Below are 14,289 nucleotides of genomic sequence, written 5' to 3'. Positions count from 1 at the left end.
ACGACAGAAAAACTACGCACTTACTTTTCAAATGTATGTGCTGATTTTGCAGCTGAACTGGTTGAAATGGATGGCGAACCAGATCACGTCCATTTGTTAATTAACTATCCTCCCAAACTGGCGATATCCAGTCTGGTAAACAGCCTCAAAGGCATATCGAATAGGTTACTGCGACGAGATCGACCAGATATTGCAGTCAGGTATTACTACAAAGGCGTTTTGTGGAGTCCTGGCTATTTTGCCAGTAGCTGCGAAGGTGCGCCAATATCCGTCATCCGCCAATACATTGAACAACAGCAAACACCTGGTCAGGTGGAAAACCGCGCCTTATATCCCCGCCCTGAAGGACGAGGTTTTACGGCGCACCGGATAAAGGACTGACGGATGCCCGTTCGCATCCGTCAGTATTGCAGGACGGATTATTCCGCGTCCGGCTCTTCAGACTTGTATTTAGCGGCAGTTTCTTTGATCAGCTGCTGCAGTTCGCCACGCTGATACATTTCGATCACGATATCACAACCGCCGACCAGCTCGCCGTCAACCCACAGTTGCGGGAAGGTCGGCCAGTTAGCATATTTCGGCAGTTCCGCACGAATGTCCGGATTCTGCAGAATATCAACATAGGCAAAACGTTCGCCACATGCGGCAAGCGCCTGGACTGCCTGGGCAGAGAAACCGCAGCTCGGCAGTTTCGGTGAACCTTTCATGTACAGCAGGATCGGGTTTTCAGCAATCTGGCGTTGGATTTTTTCGATAGTGGTGCTCATTGTCTTGCTTCCTCAAACTTCTTTACGGCAGTAATCTGACATTGTAGCGGGTCAGTGCGGCATCGGAAAATAACATTTTCATCACGCTTTTGCTATTTTATCCCTTTGCTCTATTTGTTGCATTTCAAATATTCGTTTCTTCTCTGATGCGCGGCAAACTGGCGTATTTATAACCATTTTTAGCTTTCACTGCTGCATTTTTTTGCGCTCGCCAACGAAACGTATTTTTTAACAATAAAAGCTATTAACTTTCTCTTCTTCTATGCATTAGAATCATCAAGTTTTGTAAATCAGACGCAGGCATGATAGACCTGCCTTAACAGAGGGACGCTCAGTGGCGCGGATAAACCGTATTTCGATCACGCTCTGTGCTTTACTTTTTACCACCCTGCCTTTAACGCCTATGGCCCATGCTTCAAAGCAAGCCAGGGAGAGTTCTGCTACCGCTCATATCACCAAAAAAGCAGATAAAAAGAAAAGCACGGCAACCACCAAAAAGACCCAGAAAGCCAGCCAGAAAACAGCGAAAAAAGCCGCCAGTAAAAGTACGACCAAAAGCAAAACCGCTTCTTCCGTTAAAAAATCTTCCATTACCGCTTCTAAAAACGCCAAAACTCGCAGCAAACACGCCGTCAATAAAACGGCCTCAGCCAGCTTTACCGAAAAGTGTACCAAACGTAAGGGCTATAAATCGCATTGTGTGAAAGTCAAAAATGCCGCGTCAGGAACCCTTGCCGACGCGCACAAAGCGAAGGTGCAAAAAGCCACGAAAGTGGCAATGAATAAACTGATGCAGCAAATTGGTAAGCCATATCGTTGGGGCGGCAGCTCACCGCGTACCGGTTTTGATTGCAGCGGCCTGGTTTATTACGCTTATAAAGATTTGGTGAAAATTCGTATTCCGCGTACGGCGAATGAAATGTATCACCTGCGTGATGCAGGACCTATCGAACGTAGTGAGCTGAAAAACGGCGACCTGGTCTTTTTCCGTACTCAGGGACGCGGTACAGCCGATCATGTCGGCGTGTATGTCGGCAACGGCAAATTTATTCAGTCACCGCGCACAGGTCAGGAAATTCAAATCACTTCTCTCAGTGAAGACTACTGGCAGCGCCACTATGTTGGCGCTCGTCGGGTAATGACCCCAAAAACACTTCGCTAAAACTTTACCCTGTTGTTACGGCAACAGGGTAAGTTCATCTTTTGTCTCACCTTTTAATTTGCTACCCTATCCATACGCACAATAAGGCTATTGTACGTATGCAAATTAATAATAAAGGAGAGTAGCAATGTCATTCGAATTACCTGCACTACCATATGCTAAAGATGCTCTGGCACCGCACATTTCTGCGGAAACTATCGAGTATCACTACGGCAAGCATCATCAGACTTATGTCACTAACCTGAACAACCTGATTAAAGGTACCGCGTTTGAAGGTAAATCACTGGAAGAGATTATTCGCAGCTCTGAAGGTGGCGTATTCAACAACGCAGCTCAGGTCTGGAACCATACTTTCTACTGGAACTGCCTGGCACCGAACGCCGGTGGCGAACCGACTGGAAAAGTCGCTGAAGCTATCGCCGCATCTTTTGGCAGCTTTGCCGATTTCAAAGCGCAGTTTACTGATGCAGCGATCAAAAACTTTGGTTCTGGCTGGACCTGGCTGGTGAAAAACAGCGATGGCAAACTGGCTATCGTTTCAACCTCTAACGCGGGTACTCCGCTGACCACCGATGCGACTCCGCTGCTGACCGTTGATGTCTGGGAACACGCTTATTACATCGACTATCGCAATGCACGTCCTGGCTATCTGGAGCACTTCTGGGCGCTGGTGAACTGGGAATTCGTAGCGAAAAATCTCGCTGCATAATAACTGATGGCAAATGCAGCATTGCCTGATGCGCTTCGCTTACCATGCCAACGCGGATGAGGCGTTAACAGCGCATTCGGCAAGATAAATCGCACGTTGTCAGCAACTGTAACGCAGAAGGTTATCCTTCTGCGTTTTTGTTTAATTAGCTGTTAGCAACGCAAACTGTTTCAGGTTGTTTTCTGGCTGACATAAACACCAGCAATAATGCCAGTCCCGCGACAATCGCCCCCGTCACCGGCACAAAGCTGTATCCCAGCCCAGCGGAAATTACCGCACCACCAGCAGCTGCTCCCAGCGCATTTCCAAGATTAAAGGCACCAATATTGACTGATGAAGACAGACCTGGCGCTTCACTGGCGACATGCATCACGCGCATCTGTAACGGAGGTACAACCGCAAAGGTTGCTGCGCCCCACACCACCATGCTAATAGCTGCGCCGAACTCATTGCGGGCCAGGAACGGGATTGCCAGCATAATCACCATCAGCAGCAACAAAAAGCCTTTCAACGTGCCGTTAACTGAACGATCTGCCAGTTTGCCGCCGAGATAGTTACCGATAGAGAATCCGACACCAATCAGCACCAGCATTGCCGTGACGAACACCGGTGTTGCGTGGGTAATACTTTGCAGTACCGGAGAGATATAGGTGTAGAGGGTAAACATTGCACCAGCTCCCAGTACCGTCGTCAGCAATGCAGACAGCACCTGCGGACGCATTAATACCGCCAGCTCTTTTTTCACTTCAGGTCGTGCCCCTGTACCACCTTTAGGTAATGAGAAGAACAGACTTACCATTGAAATCACTCCCAGCCCCGCCGTTGCCAGAAATGACATCCGCCAGCCGATGGTTTCACCCAACCAGGTCGCCGCCGGCACGCCACCGATATTTGCCAGGGTTAACCCCATAAACATAGTGGCAACTGCGCTGGCCTGTTTATGTTTTGGCACCACGCTTGCGGCCACGACTGAACCCAAACCAAAAAATGCTCCGTGATTCAGGCTGGTCAAAATACGTGAAAGCATCAGGGTCATATAATCCGGCGCGATGGCGGAAAGAACGTTGCCTAGCGTGAAAATTGCCATCAGGAAAATCAACGCACTGCGGCGGGCACGATGAGAAAGTAGAAGCGTCATCAGCGGCGCGCCCACCATTACGCCAACTGCATAGGCACTGATTAACATTCCGGCAGCGGGAATCGAGACATCCACACCGCGCGCAATGACGGGCAACAAGCCCATTGGCGAGAACTCCGTTGTCCCGATACCAAACGCGCCAATCGCCAGCGCCAGCAACGGATAGTTAATTTTCATGCCTTATCTCCACCTCTTCGCGTCATTACGCGATATTCATTAAAGTGGCGAAAGCATGACAGCAATCACAAAAAAATGAAAATAACAAAAAGAGAAAACACTTTTGCCATTTTGCTAACAAACAGGAAGGAGATGCGAGGGAGAACGCGCTCCCTCGAGAGGAAATCAGTGCAGCGCGGCAGTCAAACCCACGGCTACGATCAAACCGAGGACGATAATCGTTGTTACCAGTGAAAATTTAAGGTCGGTGCTCATCAAGTTTTCTCCTTTTTTATTACCACACAAAAAGTGATATTACGCATTTTTACACACTGTTATGAAAAAATCTCCCGTCATTTATAATGATAAGTGTTTTTACCACTTCCCCTTTTCGTCAAGATCGGCCAAAATTCCACGCTTACACTATTTGCGTACTGGCCATTGACCCCTTCCTGACGCTCCGTGTCGTTTTTCCGGCGTACCGCAACACTTTTGTTGTGCGTAAGGTGTGTAAAGGCAAACGTTTACCTTGCGATTTTGCAGGAGCTGAAGTTAGGGTCTGGAGTGAAATGGAATGGCAACAATAAAAGATGTAGCGAAACGAGCAAACGTTTCCACTACAACTGTGTCACACGTGATCAACAAAACACGTTTCGTCGCTGAAGAAACGCGCAACGCCGTGTGGGCAGCGATTAAAGAATTACACTACTCCCCTAGCGCGGTGGCGCGTAGCCTGAAGGTTAACCACACCAAGTCTATCGGTTTGCTGGCGACCAGCAGCGAAGCGGCCTATTTTGCCGAGATCATTGAAGCAGTTGAAAAAAATTGCTTCCAGAAAGGTTACACCCTGATTCTGGGTAATGCGTGGAACAATCTTGAGAAACAGCGGGCTTATCTGTCGATGATGGCGCAAAAACGCGTCGATGGTCTGCTGGTGATGTGTTCTGAGTACCCAGAGCCGTTGCTGGCGATGCTGGAAGAGTATCGCCATATCCCAATGGTGGTGATGGACTGGGGTGAAGCAAAAGCTGACTTCACCGATGCGGTCATTGATAACGCGTTCGAAGGCGGCTACATGGCCGGGCGTTATCTGATTGAACGCGGTCACCGCGAAATCGGCGTCATCCCCGGCCCGCTGGAACGTAACACCGGCGCAGGCCGCCTTGCCGGTTTTATGAAGGCGATGGAAGAAGCGATGATCAAGGTGCCGGAAAGCTGGATTGTGCAGGGTGACTTTGAACCTGAATCCGGTTATCGCGCCATGCAGCAAATCCTGTCGCAGCCGCATCGCCCTACTGCCGTCTTCTGTGGTGGCGATATCATGGCAATGGGCGCACTTTGTGCTGCTGATGAAATGGGCCTGCGCGTCCCGCAGGATGTTTCGCTGATCGGTTATGATAACGTGCGCAACGCGCGCTATTTTACGCCGGCGCTGACCACGATCCATCAGCCAAAAGATTCGCTGGGTGAAACAGCGTTCAACATGCTGTTGGATCGTATCGTCAACAAACGTGAAGAACCGCAGTCCATTGAAGTGCATCCGCGTTTGATTGAACGCCGCTCCGTGGCTGACGGCCCGTTCCGCGACTATCGTCGTTAATCACCCGTTGCGGGAGTCTCTTCCGGCTCCCGCAGCCACTCCTTATTCAGCGTCTCACTATCGCCGAGATACTCAAGCAGCCAGGTTAACGCAGGCGACATATCATTTTGCTGCCATGTCAGACAACATGCCGAATCCGGGAAGGGGTTTTCCAGTTCAAGTGCTACCCACTTCCCCTCATTAAGCCACGGTTTGGCGAAATGTGTTGGCACCATCCCTATGCATAATCCTGCCGAGATACAGGTTGCCGATGATTCCCAGTCAGGTACGACAAGTCTTTTTTGGTTATCCAGCAACCAGGTAATACGTTTAGGTAGCGTTCGCGAGGTGTCTTCGCGCACCAACGACGGCCAGTTGCGCAACGTATCATCGCTGAACGGGCCATCCATCAACGCCAGCGGGTGGTGACTGGCAACAACGCAACTCCAGCTTAGCATCCCCATATCCCGGAAGGCATAACGACCGCCTACCGGAATCGCGCGTGTTGCGCCAATTGCCAGTTCCACGCGCCCGTCGGAAAGCGCATCCCAGACACCGTTGAACACTTCCTGAAAGACAAGAAGTTCAACATCATCAAAATGGCGATAAAAATCAACGATCATCTGCCGTGTACGTTCTGGCCTGACAATATTATCCACTGCGATAGCTAACTGACCGCGCCAGCCGTTCGCTATCTGCTGACATTGCTGGCGGGTGATCTGCATTTTTTTGACAACAGAGCGCCCTTCTTTGAGAAACCACGCTCCAGCAGCGGTCAGCTCCACATCACGGTGCCGTCGTTCAAAGAGCGGTACCGCCAGCCACTCTTCCAGCTGACGCACGGTATAGCTGACCGCAGAAGGAACGCGATGCAGCTCCTGTGCCGCAGCGCTAAAACTACCATTACGCGCTACCGCATCAACAACTTCGAGTGAATATTCTGACCACATAGTCAGCCTGCAAAATTTTTGAAACCAGTCATCAAATATTACCGTTTCACAACACTAATTTCACTCCCTACACTTTGCGGCGGTGTTTAATTGAGAGATTTAGAGAATATACATGCAACCTGGGAAAAGATTTTTAGTCTGGCTGGCGGGTTTGAGCGTACTCGGTTTTCTGGCAACCGATATGTATCTGCCTGCTTTCGCCGCCATACAGGCCGACCTGCAAACGCCTGCGTCTGCTGTCAGTGCCAGCCTTAGTCTGTTCCTTGCCGGTTTTGCCGCAGCCCAGCTTCTGTGGGGGCCACTCTCCGACCGTTATGGTCGTAAACCGGTGTTATTAATCGGCCTGACAATTTTTGCGTTAGGTAGTCTGGGGATGCTGTGGGTAGAAAACGCCGCCACGCTGCTGGTATTGCGTTTTGTACAGGCTGTGGGGGTCTGCGCCGCGGCGGTTATCTGGCAAGCATTAGTGACAGATTATTATCCTTCACAGAAAGTCAACCGTATTTTTGCGACCATCATGCCGCTGGTGGGTCTGTCTCCGGCACTGGCTCCCCTGTTAGGAAGCTGGCTGCTGGTCCATTTTTCCTGGCAGGCGATTTTCGCCACCCTGTTTGCCATTACCGTGGTGCTGATTCTGCCTATTTTCTGGCTCAAACCCACGACGAAGGCCCGTAACAATAGTCAGGATGGTCTGACCTTTACCGACCTGCTACGTTCTAAAACCTATCGCGGCAACGTGCTGATATACGCAGCCTGTTCAGCCAGTTTTTTTGCATGGCTGACCGGTTCACCGTTCATCCTTAGTGAAATGGGCTACAGCCCGGCAGTTATTGGTTTAAGTTATGTCCCGCAAACTATCGCGTTTCTGATTGGTGGTTATGGCTGTCGCACCGCACTGCAGAAATGGCAAGGCAAGCAGTTATTACCGTGGTTGCTGGTGCTGTTTGCTGTCAGCGTCATTGCGACCTGGGCTGCGGGCTTCATTAGCCATGTGTCGCTGGTCGAAATCCTGATCCCATTCTGTGTGATGGCGATTGCCAATGGCGCGATCTACCCTATTGTTGTCGCCCAGGCGCTGCGTCCCTTCCCACATGCAACCGGTCGCGCCGCAGCGTTGCAGAACACTCTGCAACTGGGTCTGTGCTTCCTCGCAAGTCTGGTAGTTTCCTGGCTTATTAGTATCAGCACGCCATTGCTCACCACCACCAGCGTGATGTTATCAACAGTAGTGCTGGTCGCGCTGGGTTACATGATGCAACGTTGTGAAGAAGTTGACTGCCCGAATCATGGCAATGCCGAAGTCGCTCATAGCGAATCACACTGATCTATATCGATATACTTATACTTAGGCTGCTAACAAAATTTTGTTGTATGATTGAAATTAGCGGCCTATACTAATTTCGAGTTGTTAAAGCTACGATAAATATTATGTTTTTACGGGGACAGGATCGTTCCCGACTCACTATGGATGGTCATTTCGGCAAGGGTTCCTCCTTTCCCTCTGTTCTACGTCGGATTATAGACTCGCGGTTTTTTCTGCGAGATTTCTCACAAAGCCCAAAAAGCGTCTACGCTGTTTTAAGGTTCTGATCACCGACCAGTGATGGAGAAACTATGAGTTCATCGTGTATAGAAGAAGTCAGTGTACCGGATGACAACTGGTACCGTATCGCCAACGAATTACTTAGCCGTGCCGGTATAGCCATTAACGGTTCTGCCCCGGCGGATATTCGTGTGAAAAACCCCGATTTTTTTAAACGCGTTCTGCAGGAAGGCTCTTTGGGGTTAGGCGAAAGTTATATGGATGGCTGGTGGGAATGTGACCGACTGGATATGTTTTTTAGCAAAGTCTTACGCGCAGGTCTCGAGAACCAACTCCCCCATCATTTCAAAGACACGCTGCGTATTGCCGGCGCTCGTCTCTTCAATCTGCAGAGTAAAAAACGTGCCTGGATAGTCGGCAAGGAGCATTACGATTTGGGTAATGACTTGTTCAGCCGCATGCTTGATCCCTTCATGCAATATTCCTGCGCTTACTGGAAAGATGCCGATAATCTGGAATCTGCCCAGCAGGCGAAGCTCAAAATGATTTGTGAAAAATTGCAGTTAAAACCAGGGATGCGCGTACTGGATATTGGCTGCGGCTGGGGCGGACTGGCGCACTACATGGCATCTAACTATGACGTAAGCGTGGTCGGCGTCACCATTTCTGCCGAACAGCAAAAAATGGCTCAGGAACGCTGTAAAGGCCTGGATGTCACCATTTTGCTGCAAGATTATCGTGACCTGAACGACCAGTTTGATCGTATTGTTTCTGTGGGGATGTTCGAGCACGTCGGACCGAAAAATTACGATACCTATTTTGCGGTGGTGGATCGTAATTTGAAACCGGAAGGTATATTCCTGCTCCATACTATCGGTTCGAAAAAAACCGATCTGAATGTTGATCCCTGGATTAATAAATATATTTTTCCGAACGGTTGCCTGCCCTCTGTACGCCAGATTGCTCAATCCAGCGAACCCCACTTTGTGATGGAAGACTGGCATAACTTCGGTGCTGATTACGATACTACGTTGATGGCGTGGTATGAACGATTCCTCGCCGCATGGCCAGAAATTGCGGATAACTACAGTGAACGCTTTAAACGGATGTTTACCTATTATCTGAATGCCTGCGCAGGTGCTTTCCGCGCCCGTGATATTCAGCTCTGGCAGGTGGCGTTCTCACGCGGTGTTGAAAACGGCCTTCGAGTCGCTCGCTAAAGGCTATTCTATCGCCCCCTCTTCGGGGGCGAGTTCAGATCAGGCTTCTGTACCTGGTTGATTCATGGCATTTTCTCGTGCCGCCAGCACACGTTCTACCGTATCTACCACTGCCTGAGTTTGTGGATCGATTTCAATGTTGACGCGTGCGCCAAGTTTTTTCTTCCCAAGAGTCGTGCGTTCCAGTGTTTCCGGAATTAAATGGACGCAAAAACGCGTTGGCGTGACTTCGCCGACGGTCAGGCTAATACCGTCGATGCCAATAAATCCTTTGTACAGGATATATTTCATCAACTGACTATCCTGGACTTTAAACCAGATCTGGCGATTATTTTCCGAGGTTAATATTTTCGCCACTTCAGCGGTGGTCATAATATGACCTGACATTAAGTGTCCGCCAATTTCATCACTGAATTTCGCCGCACGCTCAACGTTTACCCAATCCCCCACTTTTAAATCGCCAAGATTGGTAATGCGTAACGTTTCTTTCATCAGGTCAAAACTGACATGGTTGCCGTTAATTTCCGTCACGGTCAGGCAGCAACCGTTATGCGCCACGGAAGCACCGGTTTCCAGGCCGTCCAGCATGTGGTCGGGTAACTCCACCACATGCGTACGAAAATTTGGTTTCTCGTCAATCGACACCAGTTTTGCGGTGCCCTGTACAATCCCCGTAAACATACTTACAACTCCTGAAATCAGTTAAGACATTCTGTTCAGCACAATAGCAGGTGGAAAACGCCCTTACCAGTGAAGGGGTAAGAATGGCTATTTTTTCACTGGAGAATTAATAAATCCTCGCTACAATAGACTGAATTTCCCCTGCTTCTTCTTTTTGCTGCCCATTCAGGCGGCTTTTTAGTCTCTCATATAACTACAAATAAAAGGTGTTCACGTGCAGAAGTATATCAGTGAAGCGCGTCTGTTATTAGCATTAGCAATCCCGGTGATTCTCGCGCAAATCGCCCAAACTGCGATGGGTTTTGTCGATACCGTGATGGCGGGCGGCTATAGTGCCACCGACATGGCGGCGGTCGCTATCGGTACTTCTATCTGGCTTCCGGCGATCCTCTTTGGTCACGGACTGCTGCTGGCATTAACGCCGGTTATCGCGCAATTAAATGGTTCCGGTCGACGTGAGCGCATTGCGCATCAGGTGCGACAAGGTTTCTGGCTGGCAGGTTTTGTTTCCGTTCTCATTATGCTGGTGCTGTGGAATGCAGGTTACATTATCCGCTCCATGGAAAACATCGATCCGGCTCTGGCGGACAAAGCCGTGGGTTATCTGCGTGCGTTGTTGTGGGGCGCGCCGGGATATCTGTTCTTCCAGGTTGCCCGTAACCAATGTGAAGGTCTGGCAAAAACCAAGCCGGGTATGGTAATGGGCTTTATCGGCCTGCTGGTGAACATCCCGGTGAACTATATCTTTATTTATGGTCATTTCGGTATGCCTGAGCTCGGTGGCGTTGGTTGTGGCGTGGCTACTGCGGCGGTGTATTGGGTCATGTTCCTTGCCATGGTTTCTTACATTAAACGCGCCCGCTCCATGCGCGATATTCGTAACGAAAAAGGCACCGCTAAGCCCGATCCTGCGGTTATGAAACGACTGATTCAACTCGGTTTGCCGATTGCGCTGGCACTGTTCTTTGAAGTGACACTGTTTGCCGTCGTGGCTCTGTTAGTGTCTCCGCTCGGTATTGTTGATGTCGCAGGACACCAGATTGCCCTGAACTTTAGTTCACTGATGTTTGTGCTTCCAATGTCGCTGGCGGCAGCGGTAACTATCCGCGTAGGTTATCGTCTGGGTCAGGGCTCAACGCTGGATGCGCAAACCGCTGCGCGGACCGGGCTTATGGTGGGTGTCTGTATGGCAACCCTGACGGCCATTTTCACGGTTTCACTGCGGGAGCAAATCGCCCTGTTGTACAACGACAATCCCGAGGTTGTAACGCTGGCTGCGCATTTGATGTTGCTGGCGGCGGTATATCAGATTTCTGACTCAATCCAGGTGATTGGCAGTGGGATTTTGCGTGGTTATAAAGATACGCGTTCCATTTTCTATATCACCTTTACAGCTTACTGGGTGCTGGGCTTGCCAAGCGGCTATATTCTGGCACTGACCGATCTGGTCGTTGAACCTATGGGGCCAGCAGGCTTCTGGATAGGCTTTATTATCGGCCTGACATCGGCAGCCATTATGATGATGCTGCGTATGCGGTTCCTGCAACGTATGCCGTCAGCCATCATTCTGCAACGAGCGTCCCGCTAATAAAGACAAGGCGCAACCTTCACGGGTTGCGCCTGTGTTTTTACGCAGGCTGGAGCGTTGCGCCAATCCCGTCTTCGTCTGGCTGTAATTTCAGAGCGTTACACAGAGTTTGCCGACTGGCATCTGTTATCTCAACGCGTATATCCCCGTTAACTTCCCCTTTCACATTGATGAAGTCAGGTGAAATTTCTTTCGCACTGGTTTGCAGGCAAATCGCTCCCTCTCCGCGCAGGCGTTTCACTTTCAGTTGCACATGCGTTGCCGCACCAGTGATCAGCCACAGTTTTCCGCCATTCAGATTGATGTTACCAACAATGAAAGTGACGCTGTCACCTTTTACCGTACTGCCGTCGAGAATCAACACACCGCCCTGCTGTACAGTAATCGTTGATTGTTGCAGCTCTGCGCCATAACCAATAATCATTGAAGCGCCGTCCAGTAATGCAACACTCCCGGTCAGTTCAACCGGTGCGCGATCTTCCTCTACGACAAAATTTTCGTCCGCGCTGGTGGGTGACAACAGGATCACTGTTCCACCTTGTATTACCGCATTTTCCAGCGTACCGGCATGCACTTCAGCCCGATCCCCCACATTCACCGACAGGTTTTGCGTCTTACCGGAACTGTAGAGCTGAAGGCCATCCGTCCCCAGACGATAAATGGATCCATTCTCAACAATAGTGTCAGAGTCTTCACCACCGAGATTATTCATGGTGCCACCAGCAAGCAACGTATCACTGGCTTTCCCGGCCAGCATAAAAACGCCGCCCTGATTAATCTCACAATTGCTGGCTTCTCCACTTGGATACACCAACAATTCACCACCTTCATCTACCACGACCGCTGAGGTTGTCCCATTAACCAACAGGCCGCCCTCTTGATCGAGAATGATTTTTTCCGCGCGATGTCCTTCCAGTACACGCAGGTTACCGCCATTTTCCAGCAACAAACCGTAGGCATAACCCTGATCAACGCTGAATTCACCTTCGGGATGGCGGCCATTAACCGTAGCGAGCGTAGAGAGACTAATTGCGCCTCCCTCGGACTGAACAATATCTGTGGCAATGGCACCGTCGCTGACCGATAGCGTGCCATTGTTACCGTACTGTGTGCATTTGGCGATCCCACCGGTTGCCACTTTCAACCAGCCAGCCCCCGTGACCACGGTATTTTCGGCTCTTCCGCCAGCTTCAACAATCAACTCGCCTTCAGTAAGTTGCGTCGCGCCAATGACCTCGCCGGTCTTAACAATTTGCACATTCCCGTCGCTCATCAAGTTTTTCGCATCAGATCCCATGATTTATTCCTTTGCTGCATCTGTGTGCCTTTATTGCTACCTAAGTGTAAAGGCTACGGAGGATTTATCCACGACAGATTTGAGATGGTGGCAAACAACTCTGTTTAAACTCTGATACACGAATTATTGGGTTGTATCAGATGTAAATGCGATCCTGAATAAAAATCGCCCTTGCAAATCAACAAAATATAGCCAATTTGCTTAAAAGCTCTGCAAACGGTCGAAATAGCGCAGAAAATTACGTTTTGCCTCTTGCCACCTTTCCACTCTGCCGCTAATATTCGTCCCCGTTGTCACCTACAACGTTGCGTTCATAGCTCAGTTGGTTAGAGCACCACCTTGACATGGTGGGGGTCGTTGGTTCGAGTCCAATTGAACGCACCATCCTGCGTCCGTAGCTCAGTTGGTTAGAGCACCACCTTGACATGGTGGGGGTCGGTGGTTCGAGTCCACTCGGACGCACCAGATTTTCTTAATCTGGTCTTTTCCTTTTTCCCTCTGTTTCTTCTCTGTATCCAATACGTTAAAAGATTTACACTGTCTTCGTATGCGTTATCAGAAGGAGAATCGCTATGGCAACTTTGTTACAATTTCATTTTGCTTTTAATGGCCCATTTGGCGACGCAATGGCTGAGCAGCTTAAACCACTTGCTGAGTCGATTAATCAGGAACCTGGTTTTCTGTGGAAGGTATGGACAGAAAGTGAAAAGAACCACGAAGCCGGTGGGATCTACCTTTTCACTGATGAAAAAAGCGCCCTTGCCTATCTGGAAAAACATACTGCCCGACTGAAAAATCTCGGCGTTGAGGAAGTTGTCGCCAAAGTTTTCGATGTCAATGAGCCACTTAGTCAAATCAATCAGGCAAAACTCGCCTGACAGAATTTAATCAAGGGCGGTTAGCGCCCTTTTCATCCCTGTCTGAAATTTCTCAAATTCTAAAAATCTCAACCAAACTTATCTGATAACACTAAATTCGAAAGAATGCGTACAGGTAAGTAACAATGAAAAAAATTGCTATTGTGGGTGCCGGGCCTACGGGGATCTACACCTTATTCTCGCTTCTACAGCAACAAACTCCACTTTCTATTTCTATCTTCGAGCAGGCTGACGAGGCCGGTGTCGGGATGCCATACAGTGATGAGGAAAACTCAAAAATGATGCTGGCAAATATTGCCAGTATTGAAATACCGCCGATTAATTGTACGTATCTCGAATGGCTACAAAAGCAAGAAGCCAGCCATCTCCAGCGTTATGGCGTTAAAAAAGAAACCTTGCACGATCGTCAGTTTTTACCGCGAATTCTGCTGGGCGAATATTTCCGCGATCAATTTTTACGATTAGTAGACCAGGCACGACAGCAAAAATTTGCAGTGGCTGTTTATGAATCATGCCAGGTTACCGATCTGCAAATTACAAATGCTGGCGTCATGCTCGCTACAAATCAGGATTTACCCAGCGAGACGTTTGATTTAGCGGTGATTGCCACGGATCACGTCT

At 49.5% G+C, this 14,289-nt stretch carries 15 protein-coding genes and 2 tRNA genes; 11 read left to right on the top strand and 6 right to left on the bottom strand.

From position 1 onward, the window contains the following. The coding region (tnpA, locus tag ACUU1I_RS15680; protein WP_449144856.1) for an IS200/IS605 family transposase at window positions 1-381 on the top strand (381 nt) is incomplete at its 5' end. A gap of 38 nt (window positions 382-419) precedes the next feature. On the opposite strand, the gene grxD is transcribed toward tnpA, so the two are convergent. Beyond that, a complete protein-coding gene (gene grxD / locus ACUU1I_RS15675; protein ID WP_000108172.1) occupies window positions 420-767 on the bottom strand; it encodes a monothiol glutaredoxin 4 in 348 nt (115 codons plus the stop codon). Between the two features lie 334 nt (window positions 768-1,101). Here grxD and mepH point away from each other — a divergent pair, with 334 nt between their 5' ends. Both mepH and sodB read left to right on the top strand, forming a co-directional pair. Then, window positions 1,102-1,929 (top strand): peptidoglycan DD-endopeptidase MepH, encoded by an 828-nt coding sequence (gene mepH / locus ACUU1I_RS15670; protein ID WP_000101169.1) that lies wholly within the window; start codon window positions 1,102-1,104, stop codon window positions 1,927-1,929. Between the two features lie 127 nt (window positions 1,930-2,056). Then, window positions 2,057-2,638, top strand: a complete 582-nt coding sequence (gene sodB, locus ACUU1I_RS15665; RefSeq protein ID WP_000007283.1) for a superoxide dismutase [Fe] — start codon at window positions 2,057-2,059, stop codon at window positions 2,636-2,638. Between the two features lie 145 nt (window positions 2,639-2,783). Here the strand turns inward: sodB and ACUU1I_RS15660 are convergent, their stop codons facing one another. Further along, complete coding sequence (locus tag ACUU1I_RS15660; protein ID WP_000701054.1) at window positions 2,784-3,953, bottom strand: MFS transporter; 1,170 nt, start codon at window positions 3,951-3,953, stop codon at window positions 2,784-2,786. Window positions 3,954-4,118: 165 nt separating this feature from the next. Beyond that, entirely contained in the window at window positions 4,119-4,208 is a 90-nt protein-coding gene (cydH, locus tag ACUU1I_RS15655; protein ID WP_000102278.1) for a cytochrome bd-I accessory subunit CydH, read from the bottom strand. Window positions 4,209-4,506: 298 nt separating this feature from the next. Between cydH and purR the strand changes: the two genes are divergently transcribed. After that, window positions 4,507-5,532 (top strand): HTH-type transcriptional repressor PurR, encoded by a 1,026-nt coding sequence (gene purR, locus ACUU1I_RS15650; RefSeq protein ID WP_000190982.1) that lies wholly within the window; start codon window positions 4,507-4,509, stop codon window positions 5,530-5,532. On the opposite strand, the gene punR is transcribed toward purR, so the two are convergent. Further along, window positions 5,529-6,461, bottom strand: coding sequence for a DNA-binding transcriptional activator PunR (gene punR, locus ACUU1I_RS15645; RefSeq protein ID WP_000269493.1), 933 nt, complete (start codon window positions 6,459-6,461; stop codon window positions 5,529-5,531). The two genes, purR and punR, sit on opposite strands and share 4 nt — an antisense overlap. Before the next feature lie 112 nt (window positions 6,462-6,573). Between punR and punC the strand changes: the two genes are divergently transcribed. Together punC and cfa are read left to right on the top strand one after the other, a co-directional pair. Next, window positions 6,574-7,785 (top strand): purine nucleoside transporter PunC, encoded by a 1,212-nt coding sequence (gene punC / locus ACUU1I_RS15640; protein ID WP_001182368.1) that lies wholly within the window; start codon window positions 6,574-6,576, stop codon window positions 7,783-7,785. Window positions 7,786-8,075: 290 nt separating this feature from the next. Continuing rightward, entirely contained in the window at window positions 8,076-9,224 is a 1,149-nt protein-coding gene (cfa, locus tag ACUU1I_RS15635) for a cyclopropane fatty acyl phospholipid synthase (protein WP_152030598.1), read from the top strand. A gap of 39 nt (window positions 9,225-9,263) precedes the next feature. On the opposite strand, the gene ribE is transcribed toward cfa, so the two are convergent. Beyond that, window positions 9,264-9,905, bottom strand: coding sequence for a riboflavin synthase (ribE, locus tag ACUU1I_RS15630; protein ID WP_000493947.1), 642 nt, complete (start codon window positions 9,903-9,905; stop codon window positions 9,264-9,266). A gap of 214 nt (window positions 9,906-10,119) precedes the next feature. On the opposite strand from ribE, the gene mdtK reads away from it, so the two are divergent. After that, window positions 10,120-11,493, top strand: a complete 1,374-nt coding sequence (gene mdtK / locus ACUU1I_RS15625) for a multidrug efflux MATE transporter MdtK (protein WP_001174943.1) — start codon at window positions 10,120-10,122, stop codon at window positions 11,491-11,493. Window positions 11,494-11,533: 40 nt separating this feature from the next. On the opposite strand, the gene ACUU1I_RS15620 is transcribed toward mdtK, so the two are convergent. Continuing rightward, a complete protein-coding gene (locus tag ACUU1I_RS15620; protein WP_000534303.1) occupies window positions 11,534-12,790 on the bottom strand; it encodes an AIDA repeat-containing protein in 1,257 nt (418 codons plus the stop codon). Between the two features lie 307 nt (window positions 12,791-13,097). Between ACUU1I_RS15620 and ACUU1I_RS15615 the strand changes: the two genes are divergently transcribed. The 4 genes from ACUU1I_RS15615 to ACUU1I_RS15600 form a co-directional block, all read left to right on the top strand. After that, window positions 13,098-13,174: transfer RNA gene (locus tag ACUU1I_RS15615), tRNA-Val, on the top strand. Between the two features lie 4 nt (window positions 13,175-13,178). Further along, window positions 13,179-13,255 (top strand) — tRNA-Val (locus tag ACUU1I_RS15610). Between the two features lie 107 nt (window positions 13,256-13,362). After that, window positions 13,363-13,668 (top strand): monooxygenase, encoded by a 306-nt coding sequence (locus tag ACUU1I_RS15605; protein WP_000212640.1) that lies wholly within the window; start codon window positions 13,363-13,365, stop codon window positions 13,666-13,668. Between the two features lie 125 nt (window positions 13,669-13,793). Next, on the top strand, window positions 13,794-14,289 hold a 496-nt coding region (locus ACUU1I_RS15600), incomplete at its 3' end, for an FAD/NAD(P)-binding protein (RefSeq protein WP_449144855.1).

The sequence above is a fragment of the Shigella sp. SIG3 genome (assembly GCF_053555855.1).
The sequence above is the reverse complement of the archived record's forward strand: the minus strand, read 5'-3'. Positions and strand labels throughout refer to the sequence as shown.

Coding starts and splice junctions, on each gene's coding strand:
- grxD (WP_000108172.1), bottom strand. CDS start 767: ATGAGCACCACTATCGAAAAAATCCAACGCCAGATTGCTGAAAACCCG.
- sodB (WP_000007283.1), top strand. CDS start 2,057: ATGTCATTCGAATTACCTGCACTACCATATGCTAAAGATGCTCTGGCA.
- ACUU1I_RS15660 (WP_000701054.1), bottom strand. CDS start 3,953: ATGAAAATTAACTATCCGTTGCTGGCGCTGGCGATTGGCGCGTTTGGT.
- cfa (WP_152030598.1), top strand. CDS start 8,076: ATGAGTTCATCGTGTATAGAAGAAGTCAGTGTACCGGATGACAACTGG.
- ribE (WP_000493947.1), bottom strand. CDS start 9,905: ATGTTTACGGGGATTGTACAGGGCACCGCAAAACTGGTGTCGATTGAC.
- cydH (WP_000102278.1), bottom strand. CDS start 4,208: ATGAGCACCGACCTTAAATTTTCACTGGTAACAACGATTATCGTCCTC.
- punC (WP_001182368.1), top strand. CDS start 6,574: ATGCAACCTGGGAAAAGATTTTTAGTCTGGCTGGCGGGTTTGAGCGTA.
- purR (WP_000190982.1), top strand. CDS start 4,507: ATGGCAACAATAAAAGATGTAGCGAAACGAGCAAACGTTTCCACTACA.
- ACUU1I_RS15620 (WP_000534303.1), bottom strand. CDS start 12,790: ATGGGATCTGATGCGAAAAACTTGATGAGCGACGGGAATGTGCAAATT.
- punR (WP_000269493.1), bottom strand. CDS start 6,461: ATGTGGTCAGAATATTCACTCGAAGTTGTTGATGCGGTAGCGCGTAAT.
- ACUU1I_RS15605 (WP_000212640.1), top strand. CDS start 13,363: ATGGCAACTTTGTTACAATTTCATTTTGCTTTTAATGGCCCATTTGGC.